We start from the raw sequence: 24,248 nt of genomic DNA, 5'->3' as shown, positions 1-24,248 counted from the left end.
GAGGGGCCGCTGCACTTCGGAAGGAAAGGCCATGGCTTTGTTGTCGATGGATGCCATCTCCGTCATCCGCACCAAGCGCGACCGCGGCGAGCTGAGCGACGAGCAGATCGACTGGGTCATCGACGCGTACACGCGCGGCGAGGTCGCCGACTACCAGATGGCCGCCCTGAACATGGCGATCCTGCTCAACGGCATGAACCGCGGCGAGATCGCCCGCTGGACGGCCGCGATGATCGCCTCCGGCGAGCGCATGGACTTCTCGTCCTTGTCCCGCCCGACCGCCGACAAGCACTCCACGGGCGGCGTCGGCGACAAGATCACCCTTCCGCTGGCCCCGCTCGTGGCGGCCTGCGGCGCGGCCGTCCCGCAGCTCTCGGGCCGGGGCCTCGGCCACACCGGCGGCACCCTCGACAAGCTGGAGTCGATCCCGGGCTGGCGCGCCCTGCTCTCGAACGAGGAGATGCTCTCCGTACTGGACGAGGTCGGCGCGGTGATCTGCGCGGCGGGCGACGGCCTGGCCCCGGCGGACAAGAAGCTGTACGCGCTGCGGGACGTGACGGGAACGGTCGAGGCGATCCCCCTCATCGCCTCCTCGATCATGTCGAAGAAGATCGCGGAGGGCACGGGCTCCCTCGTCCTGGACGTGAAGGTGGGCACGGGCGCCTTCATGAAGACGATCGAGGACGCGCGCGAACTGGCCTCCACGATGGTCGGGCTGGGCACGGACCACGGCGTTAAGACGGTGGCCCTGCTGACGGACATGTCGACCCCGCTGGGCCTGACGGCGGGCAACGCCCTCGAAGTCCGCGAGTCGGTCGAGGTGCTGGCCGGCGGAGGCCCCGCGGACGTCGTCGAACTGACCCTCGCCCTGGCCCGCGAGATGCTCGACGCGGCGGGCGTGAAGGACGCCGACCCCGCGAAGGCACTGGCCGACGGCTCGGCGATGGACGCCTGGCGCCGCATGATCGCCGCACAGGGCGGCGACCCGGACGCCCCGCTCCCCACCTCCCGCGAGCAGCACGTGGTCAAGGCCCCCTCCTCGGGCGTACTGACCCGCCTGGACGCGTACGACATCGGCATCGCCGCCTGGCGCCTCGGTGCGGGCCGCGCCCGCAAGGAGGACCCGGTCCAGGCCGCGGCGGGCGTCGAGATGCACGCCAAGCCGGGCGACACGGTGACCGAGGGCCAGCCCCTGCTGACGCTGCACACGGACACCCCGGAACGCTTCGAGTACGCGCTGGCGGCCGTCGAGGGCTCGTACGACGTGGCAGCACCGGGCACGGACTTCACGGCGGCGCCGGTCGTGCTGGAACGTATCGCCTGAGCCGAACCGACCCGACTGGCAGGTGAAGGGGACCGGCGTCCGTCGCCGGTCCCCTTCGGCTGTCCGGGCGGCCGGGCCCGGCCTCAACCGAGGGTCGCCGCGACCACCACCAGGACCGGCACCGCCAGCATCGTCGACAGCAGGATCGACTCCCGCGCCAGGACCTCGCCGACGCGGTACCGGGACGCGTACGTGAAGAGGTTCTGGGCGGCGGGCAGGGCCGAGGTGACCACCACGTCGAGGAGTGGGGCGCCTCGCAGGCCGAAGACTCCCGCCGCCAGGGCCCAGGCCGTCAGGGGCTGGCCCACCGACTTCAGGGCGACGGAGAGAAGGACAGGGGTCCGGTCGGGGCCGCGGCCCGGCATCGTGCTGCCGCACAGGGAGATGCCGAAGGCCAGGAGAACGGCCGGGACCGACATGTTCCCGATCAGGGTGAGCGGGTCGAGGACCGGGCCCGGGACCGTCAGGCCGGACGCGGAGACGGCGACCCCGGACAGGGAGCCGATGCCGACGGGGTTGCGGACGGGAGTGGTCACCCGCCGCCACAGGGAGGTCTTCTCGCCCGGGCCGGAGAGGTCGAGGACCGTCAGGGCCACCGGGGTCATCACGATCTGCTGGAACAGCAGGACCGGGGCCACGAGTGAGGCGTCGCCCAGCACGTACACCGCGATCGGGATGCCGAGGTTGCCCGCGTTGACGTAACTGGAGCACAGCGCGCCGATCGTCGTCCGGCCCACGCCCCAGCGGCGTACGGCACCGACCGCGACGAACACGCCGGCCATCGCGAACGTGCTGATCGCCGTCACCAGCAGCCGGTTGGAGAGGATCACCGACAGGTCGGCCTGCGCGAGCGTGGTGAAGAGGAGCGCGGGGGTGGCCACGTGGAACGCGAGCTTGGTCAGCACCTCCCGGCCGTTGTCCCCGAGATAGCCGCGGCGTCCGATCAGATAGCCGACGCCGATGACGACGGCGATCACCGCGAAGCCGTTCAGCACCCCCTGCACGGCACCTCCCGGAGCCCGCGGAGCTCCCGGGGGTGGCCGGGAGCTGCGGCGCGGAGGCGGTCGCGTATTCGGTCGGGGCGGAGTGCGGGCAGGCGGACGGGCGGTGATTCGTGGGGCATACACCGAACCCTCTGGGGTAGGCCATGCCCAGGTCAATGTGACCTTGCGCTACCTGAACTTCGTGCTCGGTGAGCACGCAGCGATGAGTTCCGCGCCTCCGCCCGGTCTACCGCACGTGGACGCCATGACACCTGCTGTACTCGTACTGCCCGGCCCCGTCACCCGAGACGAGGTGCCGAGGCTCTGCCAGGACGTGCGCGCACGGCTGATGAGCAGCAGAGCCGGCGTCTTGGTCTGCGACGTCGCCGGTCTCGGACCACCAGGTCTGACCACCGTCGACGCGCTCGCCAGGATGCAGCTCGCCGCCCGTCGCGCCGGGGGACGGATCAGACTGCGCGACCCGGACCCCGCCCTGCGTGCGCTACTCGGTCTTGTCGGCATCCCCTTCGAGATCGAGGGGCAGCCCGAACAGCGGGAACCACCTCTTCGTGTCGAGGAAGCAGTGGAACCCGGTGATCCGGCCCTCTGACGTCTCCAGGACCTGCACGGCCCACGCCGTGTAGCCGCCCGTCTCCGGGTCCGGCTTGTACTGGGCGAAGCCCGGCAGGCCGTTCACGGCGACCGGGACCAGGTGCGAGTTCGCACAGGGCGCGCCGAGTGTCGTCATGAAGCCCGTGATGTCCTCGGGGCCGGACAGCCACAGGTCGAACGGCGGCATCGTCATCACGGCGTCCTCGTGCAGGAGTGCCGTGAGGGCCGTCATGTCGTACCCCTCGAAGGCCGCCACATAGCGCTCCAGGAGCTTCTGCTGCGCCTCGTCGAGCGGGTCGGACGTGGCGGCCCGGGCCGCGGCGCCGTCGCTCTCGGCGAGCGTCGCACGGGCCCGCTGGAGCGCGCTGTTGACCGAGGCGACCGTCGTGCCGAGCAGCTCGGCGACCTCGCTCGCCTTCCAGGCCAGCACCTCGCGCAGGATGAGCACGGCCCGCTGCTTGGGCGGCAGTTGCTGCAGGGTGGCCATGAACGCGAGGCGCACCGACTCCTTGGCGACGGCGGCCTCGGCCGGGTCCTCGACGACGGGCAGCACACGCGCGTCCGGCATCGGCTCCAGCCAGGTGTGGTCGGGGCGCGGATTCAGCGCCGCCTGTGTGAGCGGTGTCGATTCCGTCAGGTCCATGGGGCGGGCCCGCTTGTTCCCCGCCGACAGCATGTCCAGGCACACGTTCGTCGCGATCCGGTACAGCCACGAGCGCATCGAGGAACGGCCCTCGAACTTGTCGTAGCTTCTCCAGGCCCGCACGAGCGTGTCCTGGACCGCGTCCTCCGCCTCGAAGGACGAGCCGAGCATGCGGTAGCAGTACCCCGTCAGCTCGACCCGGTGCTTCTCAAGCCGGACGTCGAGGTCCTCCACCGTCGCCGTTCCGTCGCTCATAGCCAACCCACCCCTGTGGCATGTTCGTCGTCACCTTCACCGCCTCTTTGCGATGCCGGCACTTCGGAAGCTACCGCAGCCCACTGACAATGGCCCCCCGAGATACAAAAGGTGCAGGTCAGGACAGTTATTGTCCTGACCTGCACCCGTACGTTCGAAAGCCGACCCGCTGTGCCGCCGTGTCTCAGCGGTGCACGGCCACCAGCCGCCGCTGCGTCCTGGCCGCGTGCGACCCGACCACCGTGATCGTCACGACCCCGATCACCGCCAGCAGGCCGAGCGCCACCGTCCCGGCCCAGCCGCCCGAGTGGAAGGCGACCGCGCCGAGCGTGCCGCCCGCGCTGGAGCCCAGGTAGTAGGCGGACTGGTAGAGGGCGGAGGCCTGCGCGCGGCCCTCCTTGGCGGTGTGGCTGACCGAGGAGGAGGCGACCGCGTGGCCCGCGAAGAAGCCCGCGGTGATCAGGACCAGGCCGAGCAGGATCAGCGGCAGGGAGTCGGCCAGCGAGACCAGCAGCCCCGCGGTCGTCGTACCGCCCGCCAGATACAGCGCGCCGCGCCGGCCGAGCCGCCCCACCAGCTTCCCGGCCGTCGACGCCGAGACCGTGCCGACCAGGTAGACGAGGAAGATCGAGCCGATGATGCCCTGCGGCAGCGAGAACGGGGCCTCCGTGAGGCGGTAGCCGATCACCGTGTAGACGGCGCCGAACACCGTCATGAACAGCGCGCCGATCACGTACAGCCTGCACAGCAGCGGGTTCGCGAGATGGCCGCGGACCGTGCGGACCAGCACCGCGGGCCGCAGCGAACCGGCCTTGAAGTGCTTCGGCGCCGGGAGCAGCAGCCGGAAGGCCACCGCGCAGCCCACCGCGATCAGCCCGATGGTCCCGAGGGCGACCCGCCAGCCCCACTCCTGAGCGACCCAGCCGGTGATGACCCGGCCGCTCATGCCGCCGACGCTGTTGCCCGCGACGAACAGACCGATCGCGGTGATCAGCGCCTTCGGCCGTACCTCCTCCGCCAGATAGGCCATCGCCGAGACCGGCAGCCCGGCCAGCGCCGCACCCTGCACGGCCCGCAGCGCGACCAGCCAGCCGACCGACGGGGCGAAGGGCACCAGCAGTCCGACGGCCACCGCGATCGCCAGGGACGCCGTCATCAACGTACGCCGGCCGAACCGCTCCGAGAGCGCGCTCAGCGGCAGGACGAACAGCGCCAGCGCACCGGTCGCCGCCGACACCGTCCAGCTCGCCGTGCTCGCCGTGACCCCGAAGTCGCCGGAGATCAGCGGCAGAAGGGCCTGGGTGGAGTAGAGAAGCGCGAAGGTCGCGACACCCGCGAGGAAGAGGGCGAAGCTCATCCGGCGATAGCCGGGCCCGCCCGGGGCCATACGGGAATCGACGGGAACGACTTCGACGGGAGCGGCTTCGGTGCGAACGGTGCTGGCTGCGGAGGCGCCCACGATGGTGGACGCCCCGGTACTTGCGGAAGGCATGCTTCGAACCTAAAACCGTCCCGCTCATCCGTCCAATGCATGGAATCGTCATAATCGTTCCTGTGATGCATCAGCAGAGGTCAGAGCCTCACCTGTCACCGTCCAGTGACACAGAAGACATCGTCGCGATCCTCGCCCCGCGCCTCGCGTACTTCGCCGGGGTCGCCCGCACCGAGCACGTCACACGGGCCGCGCAGGAGATGCAGGTCCCGCAGTCGACCCTGTCCCGCGCGATGGTCCGCCTCGAACACGACCTGGGCGTGGACCTGTTCGCCCGCAGAGGCCGCACGGTCTCCCTCACCCCTGCCGGACGCACCTTCCTGGCCTCCGTCGAGCGGGCCCTCGCCGAGATCGAGCGGGCCGCCGACGAGGTGCGCGCCGACGCCGACCCGGCCACCGGCAAGGTCGCCTTCGGCTTCCTGCACACCATGGGCTCCGAGACGGTCCCCGGCCTGATCCGCGCCTTCCGCGCCGACCATCCCCGCGTCCGCTTCAGCCTCGTCCAGAACTACGGCGAGGCCATGATCGAACGCCTGCGCTCCGGCGAGCTGGACCTCTGCCTCACGTCCCCCGTCCCGGACGCCCCCGACCTCGTCGCCCGCCGCCTCGACGAACAGAAACTCCGCCTGGTCGTCCCCGCGGACCACCGCCTCGCCTCCCGCCGCCGCATCCGCCTGGCCGAGGCCGCCGACGAAACGTTCGTCACCCTGGAACCCGGCTACGGCCTCCGCCGCATCACCGACGACCTCTGCCAACAGGCGGGCTTCCGCCCCCGGGTCGCCTTCGAGGGCGAGGAGGCGGAGACCCTGCGCGGCTTGGTGGCCGCGGGCCTGGGCGTAGCCCTCCTGCCCCCACCGGCCGTGGCCCGCCCGGGAGTTGTCGAACTGACGGTCACGGCTCCAAGGGCGGCCCGGGAGATCGGCGTGGCTTGGCTGGACGGGCATCCCGATACGCCCCCGGTGGCGGCGTTCAAGAAATTCCTACTGTCAAAGAGGGGAAATCTGCTCCCCGACTAGGGTCTCTTCATCAACTGAGTCGCACGATGGCATGTCTTTTTAGGGGCGCGGGGCTGTATCCATATGCGGCTCCGCCGCGTGGGCGCGACCAGCCCCCACCGAACCCGCACTCCACCACAGCCCGGGCAACTAACGGCGAAGGGACCGCCCAAACCCGGAGGCAAGCGGCATCCGCAACCCCAAAGGCGGCGGGGCCGCAAGCGCATCCTCCACGGGCCGGGCAAAGGCCCGCCCGAACAACGCCCCCATCACAAAGTCCTCCGCCAACGAGTACACCTCGTCGCGAAACGCGTGCAACGCATGCCCGTCGGAATGCACCTCGAACCGACAGACATCCCGGTTCGCCTTCTTCGCCCGGGCCGCCAGCCGGAACGACAACTCGGGATCGGTCCGCTCGTCGTTCGTGCCGTGCACCATCAACACCCGCCGCCCCACAAGCTGTTTCACCGGTTCGGGCGGCGCGGCGACATCCTCCTCGGGGAGCCAAGGGGACAGCGCCAGCACGGAGTTGACGGCGGTGTGCCCGCCCGAGTGCAGAGCGGCCCGCCCGCCCATGTCCACGCCCGCGAGACACACGGGAACGTCCCCGTACCGCCGTACGACCTCGTCCGCGGCCCACGAGGCGTCCCGGGCCTGATCCGCCTGCGTGCCGTTCCAGCCCCGGAACCGGTAGTGCACCACGTGCACGACCAGGCCGTCGTCCCGTCCCGCGCGGGTCAGCCGGCGCCCCAACGCCCGTACGGACGCGGTCGCCAGCATCGGTGAGGGTCTGCGGGCCGAGGTCTCCTCGCCGCCCGGCAGCAGCAGCACCACGCCGCTCACCGCCGTCGGTTCCGTTCCGAGTGCCCGCCCGAGCCGGGCCGTGCGAACCGGCGTCGCTTGCTGTGCCATGACAGAACAGTGTCAGAAGCGATGGTGTACGCCATCCGTCCGCACGGTCACCGTTACGTATCGACGGTTCCGTACAACAGGAGATCTACGCGCGTAGGCGGTAGAGTGCGGAGATGACGAGCCAGATCAAGAACACCCCGAGCTCGGAGCAGATCCGCCGGGCGCCGAAGGTCCTGCTGCACGATCACCTCGACGGGGGCCTGCGCCCCGGGACGATCGTCGACCTGGCCCGCGCGTCGGGCTACGAGAACCTCCCCGAGACGGATCCCGACAAGCTCGGCATCTGGTTCCGTGAGGCCGCCGACTCCGGTTCCCTGGAGCGGTACTTGGAGACCTTCGCGCACACCTGCGCCGTCATGCAGACCCGCGAGGCGCTCGTCCGCGTGGCCGCCGAGTGCGCCGAGGACCTCGCCGAGGACGGTGTCGTCTACGCCGAGGTGCGGTACGCGCCCGAGCAGCACCTGGAGGCCGGGCTCACCCTCGAAGAGGTCGTCGAGGCGGTCAACGAGGGCTTCCGGGAGGGCGAGCGGCTCGCCCGCGAGAACGGCCACCGGATCCGCGTCGGCGCACTGCTGACCGCCATGCGGCACGCGGCCCGTGCCCTGGAGATCGCCGAACTCGCCAACCGCTACCGCGATCTCGGTGTCGTCGGCTTCGACATCGCGGGTGCCGAGGCCGGCTTCCCGCCCACCCGTCATCTGGACGCCTTCGAGTATCTGAAGCGGGAGAACAACCACTTCACGATCCACGCGGGCGAGGCCTTCGGGCTCCCGTCCATCTGGCAGGCCCTCCAGTGGTGTGGCGCCGACCGGCTCGGCCACGGCGTGCGCATCATCGACGACATCCAGGTCCACGAGGACGGCTCGGTGAAGCTCGGCCGCCTCGCCTCGTACGTACGCGACAAGCGCATCCCCCTGGAGCTGTGCCCCAGTTCCAACCTGCAGACGGGCGCCGCCGACTCGTATGCCGAGCACCCCATCGGGCTGCTGCGGCGGCTGCATTTCCGGGCGACGGTGAACACCGACAACCGTCTGATGTCCGGCACCAGCATGACCCGGGAATTCGAGCACCTTGTCGACGCCTTCGGCTATTCGCTCGACGACATGCAGTGGTTCACAGTCAATGCGATGAAATCAGCATTCATTCCTTTCGATGAACGACTGGCCATGATCAATGACGTCATCAAGCCCGGTTATGCCGAGCTGAAGTCCGAATGGCTGTTCCAGCAGACCGCTTCCACCAGCGGTTCTGTGAGCGAAGAGGGCTGAAGAAGAAGGACGGGAAGCGGCCGGGCGATGACGACTCGGCCGCTTTTCGATGTTTGCGGGGCGAGCTCGCACGTGATTACCGTTTCGGACCGCTCAAATCCCCGTCACAGCATGCAAGGACGAAGATGAAGCAGTCTGCTGCCAAGACCCTCGGTGTCGCCGCTCTCGGTGCCGCCTTCGCCGCCGCCGGCGCGGGTGCTGCCAACGCGGCCCCGGCGGTCCCGGACGCCTCCTCGGCGCTCTCCACCGCCACCAGCGCGCTGCCGGTGGACGGGGTCACCAAGACCCTGCCCGGCGCGGGCGAGTCGCTCGCCCAGGGTGAGAACGCGCTCGGCAGTGGCCTCGCCGCCGCCCAGCCGGCCGTCGCGAACCTCCTCGCCGAGGGTCCGGCCGCGCCGGTCGCCGGTCTGCTCGGGGGCCTGCCGGTCCAGGGCCTGCCCACGCACGGCCTGCCGGTGAACGGGATTCCGCTGGGCTGAGTCCGGCACCTGAGCACCACCCCTTTCGCGCCGATGGGGCGCACCCGGTACCGGGTGCGCCCCATCGGCGTTCGCTCTGGTGCGTCACCAGGCCGTACGCGCCGCCTTGCCCTCGGAGGGGAACAGGATCCACAGCGCTATGTAGAGCAGGAACTGCGGGCCCGGCAGCAGGCAGGACACCAGGAAGATCACCCGCATCGTGGTCGCGGAGGTGCCGAAGCGCCGAGCCAGCGCTGCGCACACTCCGCCGATCATCCGGCCGTTGGTGGGGCGGGCAAGGCGGTTCATGAACGGCTCCTTCGTGAGCGTCGGTCCGAGGCCTCCCGTGTGGCTGCCTCATCTGTCGTCAACGCTACGGAGACGAAGGGGGCAAAGCGTCGCTCTAGGGGGCGATCCCGACCCTGGGAATCGTCGGGGTCCGACCCTGAGTCGTCTCCTCGGCCGCCTGCTTGCGGCGGAGGGCGGCGGCGACCCGCCGCCGGGTCTCGGCCCGGCGGCGCAGCAGGGCACGGGCGGCGGGCACCACGGCTACATGGGCCAGCGCCACGCCCACGGTGTTCAGGAGCAGCGAGTCGACGTCCACGACCTGCCCGGGCACGCCGGTCTGCAGGAGTTCGATGCCGAGTGAGAGCAGGGCGCCGGCGGCGACCGTACGCATCAGGGACAGCAGTGGGGAGACGGCGAGCCTGCCGCCCGCCATCGGCAGCAGCACACCGAGCGGGGCGAGCAGCAGCAGGCCCTTGCCGATGTTCCTGGCGGCCGCCTCGGGGCCCAGCGCCAGATCGGCCCGGATGCTCGCGAAGGGACGCAGATTCGCGGCGCTCACCCACGGCACGTCCAGGGGCCGCAGCGTGACCCAGGCAACAAGCGCGAGATGCGCGACGAGGAGGACACCCCCCGCCGCACGAAAGCGGATCACGGCGCTGCTGCCGTTCGAGCCTTGACGCTGCACGCACCCCAAGACGCGGCCACCGGCAGGATCGGTTCCGTGTGACGGCGGCGCTTGGCCCGCACGGGTGAGGCGTGCGCCACAGACGGGGTCCGGCCGGGGCCCGTCCGGAGGGCTCAGGTCCCCTCCGCCTCCGACTGCGGCGGGGTCTCCGAGCCGGGCCGGGAGCGCACCGCCTCCGTGCACTCGTAGCGGCGCGGGGCGTCCGTGCCGGGCCCGCCGAGCGTCACCGTGTCGCCGTCCGAGGCGGCCGCCGAGTCGCTGAACGTGCAGATGATCTGGGCCAGCGCGAACGGCGTCAGGTCCGCGGGCGCCGTGCTCAGACGCAGCGTGTCCTCCGGTTCACCGCGGCCCGGGCCGCTCACCGTCAGGCCCCGCGGCACGTCCGTCGTGTAGTTCGCCTGCTTCTCGGCGTCCGACGGGGACTCGGACAGCTCGTCCAGAAGCGCCTGTGCGGCCCGTACCCGGTCCGTCGCCGCGGGTCCGGCCCCGATGCGCACGGTCCGGTCCACCGGAGCCAGCTGCGAGGAGCAGAGCAGGAAGACCTGGACGAGGATCCCGCGCGAGGACTGCGTACCGATGTCGGGCTCGGTCAGCGTGCACGGCACCCGGGAGGGCGCGGGACCGAAGTCGGTCGGCACCTCCGTCGCCCGGATCCCGCACCCGGCGAGCGTCACCGCGAGCAACGGCACGGCGAGCGCGAGACGAGCCGCACGCGTCCGGCGTCCGCCCGATGCGTAGGCCGCACGCGTCCGGCGTACGCCCCATGCGTGGCGTTCGGACATCACGCGCCCCCCTCGGTGCGGTCGTCGGCGACGGCCGCGCCCGGGCCCCCGGGGTTGTCGGGGTCTTCCAACTCCGAGGCGTCGCGCGGCAGACGCAGCGTGAAGACCGCGCCGCCCTTGGGCGAGTTCGCCGCGGTGATCTCGCCACCGTGGATATGGGCGTTCTCCACGGCGATCGACAGACCGAGGCCGCTGCCCTCCGAACGCGGCCGGGAGGCGCTCGCCTTGTAGAAGCGGTCGAAGACGTGCGGCAGGACGTCCTCGGGGATGCCGGGACCGTGGTCCTGGACCTCGATGACCAGGTCGTTGCCCTCGTCCCGCACGCTCACGCGCACCGGGGAGCCGCCGTGCTTGAGGGCGTTGCCGATGAGGTTCGCCATGATCACGTCCAGGCGGCGCGGGTCGACCCGCGCCATGAGGCCGCGCTCGGCGTCCAGGTCCACCGCGTCCAGCCAGGCCCGCGCGTCGATGCACGCGGTGATCTGGTCGACGATGTCGACGTTGTCGACGACGAGCCGGGCCGTGCCCGCGTCGAAGCGGGTGACCTCCATGAGGTTCTCCACGAGGTTGTTCAGCCGCCGGGTCTCGCTGACGACGAGCCGGACGGCGGGCTCGATCATCGGGTCGACGCTGCCGGTCTCCGCGTCGAGCTCCTCCTCCAGCACCTCGGTCACGGCGGTGATGGCGGTCAGCGGCGTCCGCAGCTCGTGCGACATGTCCGCCACGAACCGCCGGGACGCCTGCTCACGGGCGCTCATGTCCTCGACCCGTTTCTCCAGCGACTCCGCCGTGCGGTTGAACGTCCGTGACAGATCCGCGAGTTCGTCCGTGCCCGACACCCGCAGCCGGGTGTCCAGCTTGCCCTCGCCGAGCCGCCGGGCCGCCGTGCCCAGCCGGTGCACCGGCTTCAGTACGGTCGTCGCGGCGGCCTGCGCGAGCAGCGCCGAGCCGATCAGCGCGAGCCCGGTCGCGATCCCCAGCGACCAGGCCAGGGAGTTGAGGTCCTTGGCCTCGGGCTCCAGCGACTTGAGCATGTATCCGGTGGGCCCGCCGCCGATGACCTTCGCGCCGCCCACGAGATACGGCTTGTCGCCCTGGACTATCCGCTGCCAGTACAGGTGGTACGTGTACTTGTTGTTCGAGGAGATCTCCTGCTCCTTGTTCACCGCCTTCTGGAGGGACTTCGGTACGTCCTCCAGCGTGAAGGTGTCCAGGTCGGAGTTCCCGCGGACCGGGTTGCCGCTCTCGTCCTCGGCGATCAGCAGCACGCTGAAGCGCTGGCTGCTGTTCGCCATCTGCCCGGCGGCGCGCTGCAGTTCCTCCTGCGTGGGATGCGGCCGCAGCGTGCTGGCGCGGGTCTGCATCGCCTGCTGGAAGTCGCCGAGCACCGCGTCCTGCGTACGGGTGAGCACCGCCTCGCGGTTGAGCCAGTACGCGATCCCGGACGCCGACACGGCGGCGGTGAGCGCCACGAGCCCGAACACCACGACCAGACGCAGCCGCAGGCTGGTGAAGCGCAGACCCGCCAGTATCGTCTTGCGCGCCGCGGCCCAGCCGCGGAGCTTGTCCTGCGGTTTTGTCACTGAGGACTGTCCAGCCGGTAGCCGACTCCCCGAACCGTACGGATCAGGGTGGGGGAGGACGGCACGTCCTCCACCTTCGCGCGCAGCCGCTGCACACACGCGTCGACGAGCCGTGAGTCGCCGAGGTAGTCGTGCTCCCACACCAGCCGCAGCAACTGCTGGCGGGACAGCGCCTGCCCGGGCCGGCGGCTCAGTTCGAGGAGCAGCCGCAGCTCGGTGGGCGTCAGCTGCAGATCCTCGCCGTTCTTCGTCACGGTCATCGCCGCACGGTCGATGACCAGCGAACCGAAGGTCGCCGCGTCGTTCGCCTCGCGCTCGCCGCGGCGCAGCACGGCACGGATACGGGCGTCGAGCACACGCCCCTGCACGGGTTTCACCACATAGTCGTCGGCGCCGGACTCCAGCCCGACCACGACGTCGATGTCGTCACTGCGCGCGGTCAGCAGAATGATCGGCAGCTGGTCCGTACGCCGGATGCGGCGGCACACCTCGAATCCGTCGATGCCCGGCAGCATCACATCGAGGACGATCAGATCGGGCCGTTGCTCGCGCAACAGCTTCAGACCGTCCTCGCCGGTGGCAGCGGTGGCCACCCGGTGTCCCTGGCGCGTCAGAGAGAGCTCCAGGGCCGTCCGGATGGCGTCGTCGTCCTCGATCAGCAACAGGGAAGGCACGGACGTCATTCTGTCCCATGACATGGACGTGTATCGACTGTTGGAGCGCTCCCACACATGTCCCGCGTACGAGTGGGTGGCCGTGTGTCGGATGAGTAGCCGTACGACGCTTCTCTGTGATCGGTCTGTGGGCCGACTGGGCCGAGCCCCTGTGACAGGTCTGTGACAGTCGGCGGACACCGTCATGAAGTGACCCCGGCAAGCTTTTGGTCACAGGCAAGGAAGCACCACAGCGAAGTACCGAAGAACCGGAACTCCACGACGGGGGGCGCGAGATGAACACGCTGCACAGCACCAGTACTGGCGCAGTTGTCACGCGGCTCCACGACGTCACGAGGAGCACGGAGAAGTCCGGTGCCGTGAGCGGGCGGGGGTGCGCTCGCGGCACCGGGCGTCAGCACACCGGGTACATGACGGTGGTTGACGCACACACGGGGGGAAGCAGCACGGGGGTTGCCCACGGGGGAACGGGGGCAGCGTACGGGGAGGTCACGGGGGAGCGTCGTTCGGTGTCGGAGGCGGAGTTCACCGCCTACGTCCAGGAGCGCCGCGCCTCCCTGTACGCAACCGCCTACCACCTGACCGGTGACCGCTTCGAGGCCGAGGACCTGCTGCAGAGCGCACTGTTCTCGACCTACCGGGCATGGGACCGGATCAGCGACAAGGCCGCGGTCGGGGGCTACCTCCGCCGCACGATGACCAATCTGCACATCAGCGCGTGGCGCCGCCGCAAGCTGAACGAGTACCCGACCGAGGAGCTGCCGGAGACGGCCGGCGACACGGACGCGATGCGCGGCACCGAGCTGCGCGCCGTCCTGTGGCAGGCGCTCGCCCGGCTGCCCGAACTCCAGCGCACCATGCTGGTCCTCCGTTACTACGAGGGCCGCACGGACCCGGAGATCGCGGAGATCCTCGACATCAGTGTCGGCACGGTGAAGTCCAGCATCTGGCGGTCACTCCGCCGGCTGCGCGAGGACCAGGTCCTCAGCTTCGGCCGTGACGAGGAAGAGTCCTTCGGGGAGCTTGTCGCCTGAAGGGTGTGGGGGGATGCCCGTCACTCCGGGGGGAGGTAGCGGGCAGGGTGTTCGTCACTCCGGGGGGAGGCGACGGACAGCACGGGGGAGCAGTACCGGGGGGAACCAACGGGGTCACGGGGGACCACGGGGGAAAACGGGAGTGGGTCCAGGCAGACCGGGGGGTCTGACTGGGCCTCCTTTCGTTTGTGCCGCCCCTACTTCTTGTCCTTCGCCACGACGGTTTCCGCGCGCTCGACCATGCGCCGCTTGCGGTCGTTCACCGCGGTGAGCGTGGCCTCGTTCTTCTCGATGAGCCGCTTCTGGTGGCCGGACTCGATTGCGTGCCGCTTCGCCACGTAGCCGGTCGTGGCCTTGCAGCGGACATCGGCCTCCGCCGTGGCGATCTCCTTGGCGGAGGGCGCGGGGAAGCTCGGGTGCGGGCCGTCCGGGCTGGTCCGCCGGGTGCGCCAGGTCTCGTCGTCGGCCGCCGCGAGCGGGTCCGGATACGTCAGTCCGGCCTTCCGCATACAGGCGCTCCACCGCTTGTCGAGGGCGACCGTGCCGGGATCCTTCTTCGTGGTGGCGGACGCCTCGAAGAACAGCGTCTGGACCTTCGTCAGATCGTCGGCGGCCCGGTCGGCCAGGGCCGCACGCCGCGCCTGTCCGTGGCAGCCGCCCTCGGGCACGCCGGCCGGGACCTCGGTGGAGGCGCCGCCCTTCTTCTGTGCCTCCTGAGCCGTCCCGGTGTAGACGGCGGCCGCGACGGGAGTGATCGTTCTGTCCCGGGCCTGCGCCTTCCGCTGAGCCGTCACGGCCTCCTGCCGGGTGACGCCGTCGGGCAGCGGCGGCTTGTAGCCGTACACGCGGACCGAATCCAGGTCCGTGGGCCCGTACTTGCGGGCGTTGAGCGGAATGCCGGCCCCGGACGCCTCGTACGCGGGCCAGGTCACGCCGAACTTCTTCAAGCAGGGACCGGCCAGGACGCGGACCGCGTGGTCGACCGTCGAGGTCTCCGCGGCGGTCGGGCGGTAGGCGTCCAGCGGGTAGGCCTTGGGCGCGTTGGCGAACGAGGTGGCGACGACCGGTTCGGTGTCCTTGCCGTTCCGCTCGTCCCGGGCGGTGTCGCCGCTGCCGCAGCCGGTGGCGAGGAGTGCGGTGGCTGCCGCCAGGGGGATCATCGCGCGGGCCCCGGTCACCGGGCTCGTCCTGTTACGCATGTTTCAGATGATCATTCGTGATGCGAACCGGTCAAGTGGCTCAAGGGGCCGGGCGGTTCGAACGTATGTGTTCTGGTCATGATCACCGAGATTTCGGCCATTGTCCGGAGTGATCGTTTGGCGTGTCGGCCCATGCGCCAAGATCACCTGCGCAATCGCTCCGGAACGAAGGGCAGGAAATGACAAGAGCACGAGGTCTTCTGGCGGCGTCGGCGATGTCCGTCGCGGCGGTCTTCGCCGCGATCACGCCCGCGCAGGCGGCCAGCTACGACGGCAGCTGCAACGTGGACGAGGCGTGCCTCTACCGCAACCTGGACTACGCGGGCGGTGTCTACGACACGCTGAACAGCAAGAAGACCTACAGCGGGATGACCTACTACGGCACCTCGACCGCCGTCGACAACACGGTGAGCTCGGCCAAGAACCGTGACCCCGACAGCAACCTGTGGTTCTACTCGGGCACCAACTGGACCGGCGACTCCTGGGGTCTGCCGGCCGGCTCCAACACGAACTTCTCCAGTTCGTTCGAGAACACGCCGTCCTCGCACTGCTGGAGCGGCGCGACCGCGGGCTGTCCCGCGGGCTGACGCCGAGCCGCGCCGCCGGGGGAGGTGCCGCTACGCCGTCGTCGGGCGTGGTGCCGCGCAGTGCCCGGCGGTCGCGGCGGCCAGCCGGTCCAGGGCCTCGTCCTTGTCGCAGGGGTGCGCGCCCAGCGCGGTCTGCCGGGCCACGATCGACCGCTCGGCCCGCATCAGCCGCCAGCCGCGACGCAGCAGGAACGGCACGGACTTCCGCCCCTCCCGCAGATCCCGCAGGAACCGCCGCCGGAACGTGGCCACCGCACCCCGGTTCAGGCACAGCGCGTCGGCCAGCACGCCGGCCTCACGGCACCGCGCCACGATCTCCGCGGCGAAGATGCCTTCCGCGATGAAGGTGGGTGCCCCCTCGATGTCCACGGTCTCCTCGCCCGTACGCGCGCTGAGGGAGATGTCGTACATCGGAACGCTCGTACGTCCCGTCCGGCACAGCTCGGATATCGCCGCGACCGCGGCGTCCGCGTCCCAGGACAGCGGGTGGTCCCAGTCGATGTCCGAACTCCCCGCCACCTGCGGCAGCGTCGGGTCGTCGCCCTCTTTGTAGAAGTCGTCGAGCCGCAGTACCGGAAGGCCGGCGCGGGCCGCGACCAGGGACTTGCCGGAGCCCGAGGGGCCGCACAGCAGCACGACGCGGGCGGTTGTCGCGGAATTCGGGAGATGTGAACTCACGAGACACCAGTCTGACGCATCGAGCGCCCCCCGCCGACCCCGCGGGTCGCCTTTGGAGCGGGCATCACACCTCAACTACCCTTCGTATCGACCCGATTACTTTGCGCAGCAGAAGGTGGCAGCAGCCATGGCACGATTCTCGGCCTCCCAGAACCCGACCGCCCGGCGCGCGTTGCTGGCCCTCACGACCGCGGGCATCGCGGTGGGCGTGGGAGCGACCTCGGCGGCCGCGGACACCGAACCCGTCGTGGACGTGGTCCGCACCCGGCCCACCTCGCTGGGCAACATCGACCCGCAGGCGGGTGTCCAGGCGCTGACCCGGACCGTGGGTTACGTGACCGGCCCGGTCGCGGGTCTGAAGCCCAACCCGCTGGCCGGCACGGGTGTCGACCCCCTCGACAACGGGCTCGCCACCCAGGTCGCCGACTTCCCGCCGCTGGCGACGACCATGCTCACGGCCCCGGTCGCCCAGGCCCAGTCGCTGGGTGCCGTTCCGGTACTGGGACAGGTGACGGGCCTGCTGCACTGAGCCGTACAACCGCCCGTGGCGCGACGGGAGTCGCGCCACGGCCGAAGAGAGAGCCGCGCCTCCCCCGGACGGTGGGGAAGCGCGGCTCTCCCGTCTTCGGCGCCGTCGGTACGACGAACGCGGTGGCCGTCAGTACGACGAGCCGGAGGCGCCCAGTGCGCCCGTCGGGTGCCAGACCGTCTTCGTTTCGAGGAAGGCGGTGAGGCGCTCGATGCCCGGTGCCGCAAAGTAATCCACAGCCTGTGGACGGACGACCCGCTTGAGGTTGTCCGCGGCCGCGACCTCCAGTTCCTTCGCGAGTACGTCGTCCGCGCCCGCGAGGTCGATCGCGTTGACGTCCTGGTGCGCGGCCAGCGGGGCCGCGATCTCCGCCGTCTTTCCGGAGAGGACGTTGACGACCCCGCCCGGAACGTCGGAGGTGGCCAGCACCTCGCCCAGCGACAGCGCGGGGAGCGGGTACTTCTCGCTCGCGATCACGATCACCGTGTTGCCGGTCGCGATCACCGGGGCGATCACCGAGACCAGCCCGAGGAAGGACGACTCCTGGGGGGCCAGGACCGTCACCACACCCGTCGGCTCGGGGGTGGAGAGGTTGAAGTACGGGCCCGCGACCGGGTTGCCGCCGCCCACGACCTGGGCGATCTTGTCGGTCCAGCCCGCGTACCAGACCCAGCGGTCGATCGCCGCGTCGACGACCGCCGCGGCCTTGGACCTGGAGAGTCCTTCCGAGTCCGCGACCTCCCGTACGAACTGGTCCCTGCGGCCCTCCAGCATCTCCGCGACGCGGTAGAGGACCTGGCCGCGGTTGTACGCGGTCGCTCCGGACCAGCCGCCGAAGGCCTTGCGGGCGGCGACCACCGCGTCACGGGCGTCCTTGCGGGAGGAGAGGGGCGCGTTCGCCAGCCACTTGCCCTTCGAGTCCGTCACCTCGTACACCCGGCCGCTCTCGCTGCGGGGGAACTTGCCCCCGACGTACAGCTTGTAGGTCTTGAAGACGCTCAGGCGCTGCCGCTCCGCCGTCTCGGTGTTCTTGGGCTTTGCGGTGTTCTTGGGCTTATCGGACATCGAGGTACGCCTCCAGGCCGTGGCGACCGCCCTCGCGGCCGAAGCCCGACTCCTTGTAACCGCCGAACGGTGACGTGGGGTCGAACTTGTTGAACGTGTTGGACCAGATCACGCCCGCGCGCAGCTTGCTCGCGACGGCCAGGATCCGGGAGCCCTTCTCCGTCCAGATCCCCGCGGAGAGGCCGTACTGGCTGTTGTTGGCCTTGGCGACCGCCTCGTCCGGCGTGCGGAAGGAGAGGACGGACAGGACCGGGCCGAAGATCTCGTCGCGGGCGACGGTGTGCGCCTGGGTGACGTTCGTGAAGAGCGTCGGGGCGAACCAGTAGCCGGAGGAGGGGAGTTCGCAGGCCGGGGACCAGCGCTCGGCGCCCTCGGCCTCGCCCTGCTCGACGAGCGTGGTGATGCGCGAGAGCTGCTCAGCGGAGTTGATCGCGCCGATGTCCGTGTTCTTGTCGAGCGGGTCGCCGAGCCGCAGGGTCGACAGGCGCCGCTTCAGGGAGTCCAGCAGCTCGTCCTGGATCGACTCCTGGACCAGGAGCCGGGAGCCCGCGCAGCAGACCTGGCCCTGGTTGAAGAAGATGCCGGAGACGATGCCCTCGACGGCCTGGTCGATGGGTGCGTCGTCGAAGACGATGTTCGCGCCCTTGCCGCCCAGTTCGAGCGTGACCTTCTTCCTGGTGCCCGCCACCTGGCGGGCGATCGCCTTGCCGACGGCCGTCGAACCGGTGAAGGCCACCTTGTTCACGTCCGGGTGCTCGACCAGGGCCGCGCCCGTGTCGCCGTACCCCGGAAGGATGTTGACGACGCCCTTGGGGAGGCCCGCCTGGCGGCAGATGTCCGCGAAGAAGAGCGCCGAGAGGGGGGTCGTCTCGGCCGGCTTGAGCACGACCGTGTTGCCCGTGGCCAGCGCCGGGGCGATCTTCCACGCCAGCATCAGGAGCGGGAAGTTCCAGGGGATGACCTGGCCCGCGACGCCGAGGGGCTGCGGGTTGGCGCCGAAGCCCGCGTGGTCGAGCTTGTCGGCCCAGCCCGCGTAGTAGAAGAAGTGCGCGGCCACCAGGGGGAGGTCCGCGTCGCGGGTCTCCTTGATCGGCTTGCCGTTGTCCAGCGTCTCCAGGACGGCCAGTTCGCGGCTGCGCTCCTGGATGATGCGGGCGATGCGGAAGAGGTACTTGGCGCGCTCGGAGCCGGGGAGCGCGGACCACTTCCCGAAGGCCCTGCGTGCCGCCTTCACCGCGCGGTCGACGTCCGCCTCGCCCGCCTGGGCGATCTCGGAGAGGACCTCTTCGGTGGAGGGGGAGACGGTCTTGAAGACCCTGCCGTCCGCCGCCTCCACGAACTCGCCGTCGATGAACAGGCCGTACGAGGGCGCGATGTCGACGACGGAGCGGGACTCGGGCGCGGGTGCGTACACGAAAGCGGACGACCGCTTCTCGGTGTTTTCCGTGGTCATGGTGATCAGTCCACCGTCACGTAGTCGGGGCCGGAGTAACGGCCGGTGGCCAGCTTCTGCCGCTGCATCAGCAGATCGTTCAGGAGCGAGGACGCGCCGAAGCGGAACCAGTGGTTGTCCAGCCAGTCCTCGCCCGCGGTCTCGTTGACCACGACCAGGAACTTGATGGCGTCCTTGCTGGTACGGATGCCGCCGGCGGGCTTCACGCCGACCTGTACGCCGGTCTGCGCGCGGAAGTCGCGGACCGCCTCCAGCATGAGGAGAGTGTTCGAGGGCGTCGCGTTGACGGCGACCTTGCCCGTCGAGGTCTTGATGAAGTCCGCCCCCGCCAGCATGCCGAGCCAGCTCGCGCGGCGGATGTTGTCGTACGTCGACAGCTCGCCCGTCTCGAAGATGACCTTGAGGCGGGCCGCCCCGGAGGCCTCCTTCACGGCGACGATCTCCTCGTACACCTTCGCGTAGTTGCCCGAGAGGAACGCTCCGCGGTCGATGACCATGTCGATCTCGTCGGCGCCCGCGGCGACGGCGTCCCGCACGTCGGCCAGCTTCACGTCGAGCGCGGCGCGGCCGGCCGGGAAGGCGGTGGCGACGGAGGCGACCTTCACGCCGGAGCCGGCGACGGCCTCCTTGGCGGTGGCCACCATGTCGGGATAGACGCAGACTGCGGCGGTCGACGGGGCCGTGCGGTCCGTGGGGTCGGGGCGGACCGCCTTGGCGCCGAGCGCCCGGACCTTGCCCGGGGTGTCCGCGCCTTCCAGCGTCGTCAGGTCGACCATCGAGATGGCGAGGTCGATGGCGTACGCCTTCGCGGTGGTCTTGATGGAACGGGTGCCGAGGGAGGCTGCGCGTGCCTCCAGGCCGACCGCGTCCACGCCGGGGAGCCCGTGGAGGAAGCGGCGCAGTGTGCTGTCGGACGCGGTCACGTCTGTGAGTGCGTGTGCTGCGGGTGCAGTGGTGGGCATGGTCACCAGACGAGCATATCTACGCGCGTAGCGGCTGTACAGCCCCGGGGGTGGGTGAGGGTGGGGGTGGGCGGGGCGTGGAGATTTCGCCCCCGCCGCCCCTACCCATTCCCGTCACTTGCTCAGGGGCTCCGCCCCCGAACCCCCGCTCCTCAAACGCCGGAGGGGCTGGATTTGCCGGGGCTGGAAATCGATTGCGCGGGGCGTCGGGCAGAATCGGGGTATGACGACGCCCGACCAGCAGCCGACCGCACCGGAGACACCGGATCCTCAGTTCAAGGATCGGGTCTATCGGTCGCCCTCCGGTATCGCGGGTGGGGTGCTGTTGCTCGCGATCGCGGGGTGGCTCGGGATCGACGCGCTGGTCACCGGGGAGGGGCGGGCGCCGTGGGTGGCGCTGGCCGCGCTGCTTCTCCTGGTTCCGCTGGTGCTCGCGTTCACCGTGCGTCCGGCCGTGTACGCCAATGAGCAGCGGCTGCGTGTCCGTAACCCCTTCCGGGTGATCGTGCTGCCCTGGGGGACGGTCGAGGGGTTCAGGTCGGGCTACTCGAACGAGGTCCTCGACAAGGCCGGCGCCAAGTACCAGGTGTGGGCCGTGCCCGTCTCGCTGCGGGGCCGCAAGAGGGCGGCGCGGCGGGAGGCGCGCGGGGAGGCCCGCGGCGCCGCGGCGGCCGCTCGGGGCGGTCAGCAGCACCATGCCGCGGCGGTGGCCACCGGACCGGTGCGGTCCGCGGGCGACCAGATCATGGAGGAGCTGCGCGAGCTGCTGGAGGCCCGGGGCAAGGATCCGCGGGCGCAGGGCGAGGTGTCCGTGCGGTGGGCGTACGAGATCGTGGCCCCGGCTGTGGCCGGTGCCGTGCTGCTGGCGATCCTGCTGGCTGTGGGCTGACGCTGCCTGGGGCGAGCCGTCGGGGCCCGCTCCTACCTCTTGTGATTTCTTGAGCCTTCTCATGGCATTTCGTGGCCTGACGTCCCCGCCCGTTTGAGGCGATGGGCGCGTCCGGCCGTACGAGAGGGCGGCACCTCGGTGGGGGCGGAAGCGGTCCGGTGGCCCGGGCAGGGGCGTCCGGTCGCTACTGTCACCACCTGTGCCGGCGCCGGTGTCATCACCGGCGTTCCCACGCGATCCAGGAGTGCATGTGTCGTACGACGAGCCGCTGCGACTGCCCGTTGCCGCGATACCCGACGGCTGCCGGGACTGGACGGCCGGGCGGGCGGGCGTCTGGTCGGCCGCGCTGCCTCCGCGCTGGTCGTTCCTGCGGGTGCGCAGGTCGATCGCGGGAGCCGTGTCCACCTTCGCGCTGTGCGCGGGCGCCTGGGCGGCGATGCTCGGCGGACTGTGGCCGTTCGTCGCGGCGGGGTTCGCGGTGTACGTCCTGTGGGTGCTCGCACGGCCCGAGCTGGTCTGGGCCGGGGCGCCCGTCCTGCTGCTGGTGCTCGCCTTGGAGGCGCCTTCGCTGCCGTGGGTCGTGACCGCCGTCGTGGCGTTCGCCGTGGTGGTCACCTGGGCCGCGGTCGCCGTACGCCTGCGGGCCCGGAGCGGCCAGCTCGAACGGGCGCTGGAGGCCGCCGGGGACACCACGGCACGGACACCGGACGCGGACGCCGTGCTCCAGCGCGGCCGTTTCCTGTTCCCGCTCGGCCTCACGGTGCTCGGGCTCGGCGTGCTCACCGGCGCCACCGCGGGCCTCTGGGGCACGGCCGACGACCAGCGGGGCTCCTGGGTCATGGCCATCTACCTGGCCGGGCTCGCCGTGACCGCCCTGGCCTCGGCGTGGCTGGGCCGCCACCGGGCCCTCGCCCTGCGCCGGGTCCCCGCGCCCGTACTGCGCGTCCTGGTACGCGACGACGCGCAGGGCACCACGGAGGTGTACGCGGCGGACGACCTCGCGGCGGTGCGCCCGCTCTTCACGGTGGACCTGACGTCGTACGACGGTGAGGAGCCGGACGACGACGAGGACGAGGACGACGAGGACGGCGAAGCGGACGACGAGGAACTGGAGCGGCTCCTCGACGCGGTGGACGACGACACCCCCGGGCCGGTCCGCGAGGCCGTCCTCTACGGCGCTCCCTTCGACGGCGCCGAAGTCGTGGTCGTCAGCGCGGACGAGGACCCGGACCAGCCGCCGCTGACGGAATGGTCGACGGGACCGGTCCGGCCGCTGTCGCCGAGCGCGGGCATGAGACGGGTCGCCAAGGAGAAGGCCCGCGAGGAGCAGAACCGCCAACTGGAGGAACAGGCGAGGGAGTTGGTCGTCGACCGGCCGCCCGTCCCGGTCCGCCGCTGGCGTGCGGGCTGGCTCGACTGGGTGGCCGCGGCGCTGCTCGTGCTCTGGGGTGCCTGGTTCGTCGCGATGTGGTTCTCCGAGTCCGGAGCGCCCCTCTGGAAGCTGGCACTCCTCGGCGTACTCGGTCTCTACGGAGTCGTACGCGTCCCCGTGAAGCTCGCCTGGCGCATCACCGCCGACCGCTCGGGCCTGTGGGTCACCGGACTGCGCGGCCCCCGGCACGTCCCCTGGGACGACATCCGCTCCGTACGCCGTCAGTCCTTCGAACTGAAGCTCCGCTGGCGCGGCGACAACTGGTCGGTCGCGGCGCCGCGCTGGGCGTGGTTCGAGCGACGCCAGGGCCTGGTCCATCCCTACGACGCCCTGGCGGCCGAACTCACGGCCATGCGTACGGATCCCGCGCTGCGGCCCACCGGAGAGAGCACCGCACCCGAACGGGGGCGCCCGCTCTGGCCGTTGGCCCTGGTGCTGGGGCTGGTGTGGGCGGCGGTACTGGTGGTGTGGGGCTGAGACCGAGGTGAGCGAGCGCGCGGCGCGGCCCACGTCGGTCGTGCCCGACCGGCAACCTTCGCGGGAGTCGGCGGCGACCTGAGGGTGAAATCCCGTCCCCCACCAAGGGAGTTCACCGTGCACAGACACTTGGCGCGTCTGGTCACCGTTCTCGCCGCGCTGGTCGCGCTGGTCGCCTCGCCCCTCACGTCGGCGTCCCCGGCGAAGGCCGCCGACGTGTGGAACCCGCCCGCGAACCTCGTACAGCCGCTGGGCGAGGTGTGGAACCACGTCTCGACCACCTACCCCGACCTCTACGGCTTCCGCAACTACGGCTGGGACCAGGTCATGGCCAACCGGGGAAGCATCAACTACTGCGTCCGCTGGGAGTCCGACGCCCCGGTCAGCACCGATCTGCGCGACCGGATCCACGCCGCCCTGAAGAAGCAGTTCGGCAAGTGGACGGCGGCCATGGTGGACAACGGCACGGGCCACAACGCCTGGCCGTACACCAGCGTGCCGGTCAACATCGTCGGCTGGGCGGTGAAGAACCGCTCGACACTCCAGTGGACCGACAACTCCGTCGACATCTACACCGGCCTCGACGGCGGCGGCTCCCCGCAGTGCGCGCCCGACTGCGGCCGCTTCTTCCACCAGGACGGCAACTACTCCCGCTGCCCGGGCGGCGCGGCCCGCCACTACGACCAGTCCCTCTGGCTCACCAAGGGCTTCCAGGGCGGTGCCGGCGGCGACTGGGGCCAGCGCGTCGGCCAGGAATACTTCACGGGCGCACTGTCGCAGGAGAACATCCACATCTACCTGCACGAGGTCGGCCACACCTTCGGCCTCGACGACTTCTACGACTGGACCCCGACCGGCCAGTGCTGCTTCCTCATGAAGGCCGGCAGCGCCGCGCAGATCACGGAGTTCGACAAGTGGATGTTCCGGGACTTCTGGCGCCATCTGAAGAGCCGGTACGGCTTGTGACGCCCGGCCGCTGACAGGGGTGT

The 24,248-nt window shown here is 70.7% G+C and carries 25 protein-coding genes; 11 read left to right on the top strand and 14 right to left on the bottom strand.

Annotation, left to right across the window (positions count from 1 at the left end; genetic code table 11):
* Positions 1 to 46: 46 nt before the first annotated feature.
* The gene (locus OG718_RS22915; RefSeq protein ID WP_328847809.1) at positions 47 to 1,324 is read left to right on the top strand and encodes a thymidine phosphorylase; all 1,278 of its coding nucleotides are present in this window, start codon (positions 47 to 49) and stop codon (positions 1,322 to 1,324) included.
* 83 nt (positions 1,325 to 1,407) lie between these two features.
* Here OG718_RS22915 and OG718_RS22910 read toward each other — a convergent pair whose 3' ends face one another.
* Positions 1,408 to 2,328: an AEC family transporter gene (locus OG718_RS22910; RefSeq protein ID WP_306938382.1), complete on the bottom strand. Its 921-nt coding sequence runs from the start codon at positions 2,326 to 2,328 to the stop codon at positions 1,408 to 1,410.
* Positions 2,329 to 2,530: 202 nt separating this feature from the next.
* Between OG718_RS22910 and OG718_RS22905 the strand changes: the two genes are divergently transcribed.
* Positions 2,531 to 2,917 carry an STAS domain-containing protein gene (locus tag OG718_RS22905; protein WP_143644536.1) on the top strand — a complete coding sequence of 129 codons (387 nt, stop codon included), beginning with the start codon at positions 2,531 to 2,533 and terminating at the stop codon, positions 2,915 to 2,917.
* Here OG718_RS22905 and OG718_RS22900 read toward each other — a convergent pair.
* Together OG718_RS22900 and OG718_RS22895 are read right to left on the bottom strand one after the other, a co-directional pair.
* A complete protein-coding gene (locus OG718_RS22900; protein ID WP_143644516.1) occupies positions 2,810 to 3,817 on the bottom strand; it encodes a sigma-70 family RNA polymerase sigma factor in 1,008 nt (335 codons plus the stop codon). The genes OG718_RS22905 and OG718_RS22900 overlap by 108 nt on opposite strands.
* 184 nt (positions 3,818 to 4,001) lie before the next feature.
* The gene (locus OG718_RS22895) at positions 4,002 to 5,309 is read right to left on the bottom strand and encodes an MFS transporter (RefSeq protein ID WP_328845045.1); all 1,308 of its coding nucleotides are present in this window, start codon (positions 5,307 to 5,309) and stop codon (positions 4,002 to 4,004) included.
* Between the two features lie 65 nt (positions 5,310 to 5,374).
* On the opposite strand from OG718_RS22895, the gene OG718_RS22890 reads away from it, so the two are divergent.
* On the top strand, positions 5,375 to 6,325 hold the full coding sequence (locus OG718_RS22890) for a LysR substrate-binding domain-containing protein (RefSeq protein ID WP_443055136.1): 951 nt from the start codon (positions 5,375 to 5,377) through the stop codon (positions 6,323 to 6,325).
* 129 nt (positions 6,326 to 6,454) lie between these two features.
* Here OG718_RS22890 and OG718_RS22885 read toward each other — a convergent pair whose 3' ends face one another.
* A complete protein-coding gene (locus OG718_RS22885) occupies positions 6,455 to 7,216 on the bottom strand; it encodes an alpha/beta hydrolase (RefSeq protein ID WP_143644512.1) in 762 nt (253 codons plus the stop codon).
* A 113-nt stretch (positions 7,217 to 7,329) separates the two neighbouring features.
* Between OG718_RS22885 and OG718_RS22880 the strand changes: the two genes are divergently transcribed.
* Entirely contained in the window at positions 7,330 to 8,484 is a 1,155-nt protein-coding gene (locus OG718_RS22880) for an adenosine deaminase (protein ID WP_143644511.1), read from the top strand.
* Positions 8,485 to 8,609: 125 nt separating this feature from the next.
* Positions 8,610 to 8,963: an ATP-binding protein gene (locus OG718_RS22875; protein ID WP_143644510.1), complete on the top strand. Its 354-nt coding sequence runs from the start codon at positions 8,610 to 8,612 to the stop codon at positions 8,961 to 8,963.
* Positions 8,964 to 9,047: 84 nt separating this feature from the next.
* On the opposite strand, the gene OG718_RS22870 is transcribed toward OG718_RS22875, so the two are convergent.
* From OG718_RS22870 to afsQ1, 5 genes are all read right to left on the bottom strand, one after another.
* Positions 9,048 to 9,251 carry a PspC domain-containing protein gene (locus tag OG718_RS22870; RefSeq protein WP_143644509.1) on the bottom strand — a complete coding sequence of 68 codons (204 nt, stop codon included), beginning with the start codon at positions 9,249 to 9,251 and terminating at the stop codon, positions 9,048 to 9,050.
* A gap of 94 nt (positions 9,252 to 9,345) precedes the next feature.
* Positions 9,346 to 9,915 carry a VanZ family protein gene (locus tag OG718_RS22865; protein WP_143644508.1) on the bottom strand — a complete coding sequence of 190 codons (570 nt, stop codon included), beginning with the start codon at positions 9,913 to 9,915 and terminating at the stop codon, positions 9,346 to 9,348.
* 113 nt (positions 9,916 to 10,028) lie between these two features.
* Positions 10,029 to 10,697: a hypothetical protein gene (locus tag OG718_RS22860; protein WP_328845043.1), complete on the bottom strand. Its 669-nt coding sequence runs from the start codon at positions 10,695 to 10,697 to the stop codon at positions 10,029 to 10,031.
* Positions 10,697 to 12,280, bottom strand: coding sequence for a sensor histidine kinase (locus tag OG718_RS22855; RefSeq protein ID WP_143644507.1), 1,584 nt, complete (start codon positions 12,278 to 12,280; stop codon positions 10,697 to 10,699). Before OG718_RS22855 ends, OG718_RS22860 begins: the two co-directional genes overlap by 1 nt.
* Positions 12,277 to 12,954: a two-component system response regulator AfsQ1 gene (gene afsQ1, locus OG718_RS22850; RefSeq protein ID WP_055611283.1), complete on the bottom strand. Its 678-nt coding sequence runs from the start codon at positions 12,952 to 12,954 to the stop codon at positions 12,277 to 12,279. The genes OG718_RS22855 and afsQ1 overlap by 4 nt, the downstream gene beginning before the upstream one ends.
* A gap of 275 nt (positions 12,955 to 13,229) precedes the next feature.
* On the opposite strand from afsQ1, the gene OG718_RS22845 reads away from it, so the two are divergent.
* Positions 13,230 to 13,988 (top strand): SigE family RNA polymerase sigma factor, encoded by a 759-nt coding sequence (locus OG718_RS22845; protein ID WP_143644506.1) that lies wholly within the window; start codon positions 13,230 to 13,232, stop codon positions 13,986 to 13,988.
* 197 nt (positions 13,989 to 14,185) lie between these two features.
* Here the strand turns inward: OG718_RS22845 and OG718_RS22840 are convergent, their stop codons facing one another.
* Positions 14,186 to 15,187 carry a hypothetical protein gene (locus OG718_RS22840; RefSeq protein ID WP_328845042.1) on the bottom strand — a complete coding sequence of 334 codons (1,002 nt, stop codon included), beginning with the start codon at positions 15,185 to 15,187 and terminating at the stop codon, positions 14,186 to 14,188.
* A 179-nt stretch (positions 15,188 to 15,366) separates the two neighbouring features.
* On the opposite strand from OG718_RS22840, the gene OG718_RS22835 reads away from it, so the two are divergent.
* Positions 15,367 to 15,774: a peptidase inhibitor family I36 protein gene (locus OG718_RS22835; protein ID WP_143644504.1), complete on the top strand. Its 408-nt coding sequence runs from the start codon at positions 15,367 to 15,369 to the stop codon at positions 15,772 to 15,774.
* A 30-nt stretch (positions 15,775 to 15,804) separates the two neighbouring features.
* Here OG718_RS22835 and OG718_RS22830 read toward each other — a convergent pair whose 3' ends face one another.
* On the bottom strand, positions 15,805 to 16,527 hold the full coding sequence (locus OG718_RS22830) for a uridine kinase family protein (protein WP_328845041.1): 723 nt from the start codon (positions 16,525 to 16,527) through the stop codon (positions 15,805 to 15,807).
* Between the two features lie 52 nt (positions 16,528 to 16,579).
* On the opposite strand from OG718_RS22830, the gene OG718_RS22825 reads away from it, so the two are divergent.
* On the top strand, positions 16,580 to 16,981 hold the full coding sequence (locus tag OG718_RS22825) for a hypothetical protein (RefSeq protein WP_143644502.1): 402 nt from the start codon (positions 16,580 to 16,582) through the stop codon (positions 16,979 to 16,981).
* A gap of 129 nt (positions 16,982 to 17,110) precedes the next feature.
* On the opposite strand, the gene OG718_RS22820 is transcribed toward OG718_RS22825, so the two are convergent.
* Genes OG718_RS22820 through deoC form a run of 3 tightly spaced genes read right to left on the bottom strand, consistent with a single transcriptional unit; the run spans position 17,111 to position 20,461 of the window.
* Positions 17,111 to 18,046, bottom strand: coding sequence for an aldehyde dehydrogenase family protein (locus tag OG718_RS22820; RefSeq protein WP_328845040.1), 936 nt, complete (start codon positions 18,044 to 18,046; stop codon positions 17,111 to 17,113).
* On the bottom strand, positions 18,036 to 19,499 hold the full coding sequence (locus OG718_RS22815) for an aldehyde dehydrogenase family protein (RefSeq protein ID WP_143644500.1): 1,464 nt from the start codon (positions 19,497 to 19,499) through the stop codon (positions 18,036 to 18,038). Before OG718_RS22815 ends, OG718_RS22820 begins: the two co-directional genes overlap by 11 nt.
* A 5-nt stretch (positions 19,500 to 19,504) precedes the next feature.
* A complete protein-coding gene (gene deoC / locus OG718_RS22810; RefSeq protein ID WP_143644499.1) occupies positions 19,505 to 20,461 on the bottom strand; it encodes a deoxyribose-phosphate aldolase in 957 nt (318 codons plus the stop codon).
* A gap of 223 nt (positions 20,462 to 20,684) precedes the next feature.
* On the opposite strand from deoC, the gene OG718_RS22805 reads away from it, so the two are divergent.
* From OG718_RS22805 to OG718_RS22795, 3 genes are all read left to right on the top strand, one after another.
* Positions 20,685 to 21,350, top strand: a complete 666-nt coding sequence (locus tag OG718_RS22805; protein WP_143644498.1) for a PH domain-containing protein — start codon at positions 20,685 to 20,687, stop codon at positions 21,348 to 21,350.
* Between the two features lie 250 nt (positions 21,351 to 21,600).
* Positions 21,601 to 23,259: a hypothetical protein gene (locus OG718_RS22800; RefSeq protein WP_328845039.1), complete on the top strand. Its 1,659-nt coding sequence runs from the start codon at positions 21,601 to 21,603 to the stop codon at positions 23,257 to 23,259.
* A gap of 117 nt (positions 23,260 to 23,376) precedes the next feature.
* Positions 23,377 to 24,225, top strand: coding sequence for a hypothetical protein (locus OG718_RS22795; RefSeq protein WP_143644497.1), 849 nt, complete (start codon positions 23,377 to 23,379; stop codon positions 24,223 to 24,225).
* Positions 24,226 to 24,248: the final 23 nt, after the last annotated feature.

Origin of the sequence: Streptomyces sp. NBC_00258 (assembly GCF_036182465.1) — a bacterium.
GTDB lineage: Bacteria > Actinomycetota > Actinomycetes > Streptomycetales > Streptomycetaceae > Streptomyces.
Note: the sequence above shows the minus strand (reverse complement) of the source record. Positions and strands in the feature narration are given on the sequence as shown.

Bases quoted from the DNA above. Each gene is read 5' to 3' on its own strand.
- OG718_RS22870 (WP_143644509.1), bottom strand. From the start codon at position 9,251: ATGAACCGCCTTGCCCGCCCCACCAACGGCCGGATGATCGGCGGAGTG.
- OG718_RS22890 (WP_443055136.1), top strand. From the start codon at position 5,375: ATGCATCAGCAGAGGTCAGAGCCTCACCTGTCACCGTCCAGTGACACA.
- OG718_RS22900 (WP_143644516.1), bottom strand. From the start codon at position 3,817: ATGAGCGACGGAACGGCGACGGTGGAGGACCTCGACGTCCGGCTTGAG.
- OG718_RS22875 (WP_143644510.1), top strand. From the start codon at position 8,610: ATGAAGCAGTCTGCTGCCAAGACCCTCGGTGTCGCCGCTCTCGGTGCC.
- OG718_RS22820 (WP_328845040.1), bottom strand. From the start codon at position 18,046: ATGTCCGATAAGCCCAAGAACACCGCAAAGCCCAAGAACACCGAGACG.
- OG718_RS22905 (WP_143644536.1), top strand. From the start codon at position 2,531: ATGAGTTCCGCGCCTCCGCCCGGTCTACCGCACGTGGACGCCATGACA.
- OG718_RS22915 (WP_328847809.1), top strand. From the start codon at position 47: ATGGATGCCATCTCCGTCATCCGCACCAAGCGCGACCGCGGCGAGCTG.
- OG718_RS22895 (WP_328845045.1), bottom strand. From the start codon at position 5,309: ATGCCTTCCGCAAGTACCGGGGCGTCCACCATCGTGGGCGCCTCCGCA.
- OG718_RS22805 (WP_143644498.1), top strand. From the start codon at position 20,685: ATGACGACGCCCGACCAGCAGCCGACCGCACCGGAGACACCGGATCCT.
- deoC (WP_143644499.1), bottom strand. From the start codon at position 20,461: ATGCCCACCACTGCACCCGCAGCACACGCACTCACAGACGTGACCGCG.
- OG718_RS22825 (WP_143644502.1), top strand. From the start codon at position 16,580: ATGGCACGATTCTCGGCCTCCCAGAACCCGACCGCCCGGCGCGCGTTG.
- OG718_RS22860 (WP_328845043.1), bottom strand. From the start codon at position 10,697: ATGTCCGAACGCCACGCATGGGGCGTACGCCGGACGCGTGCGGCCTAC.
- OG718_RS22840 (WP_328845042.1), bottom strand. From the start codon at position 15,187: ATGCGTAACAGGACGAGCCCGGTGACCGGGGCCCGCGCGATGATCCCC.
- OG718_RS22880 (WP_143644511.1), top strand. From the start codon at position 7,330: ATGACGAGCCAGATCAAGAACACCCCGAGCTCGGAGCAGATCCGCCGG.
- OG718_RS22845 (WP_143644506.1), top strand. From the start codon at position 13,230: ATGAACACGCTGCACAGCACCAGTACTGGCGCAGTTGTCACGCGGCTC.
- OG718_RS22815 (WP_143644500.1), bottom strand. From the start codon at position 19,499: ATGACCACGGAAAACACCGAGAAGCGGTCGTCCGCTTTCGTGTACGCA.
- OG718_RS22835 (WP_143644504.1), top strand. From the start codon at position 15,367: ATGACAAGAGCACGAGGTCTTCTGGCGGCGTCGGCGATGTCCGTCGCG.
- OG718_RS22885 (WP_143644512.1), bottom strand. From the start codon at position 7,216: ATGGCACAGCAAGCGACGCCGGTTCGCACGGCCCGGCTCGGGCGGGCA.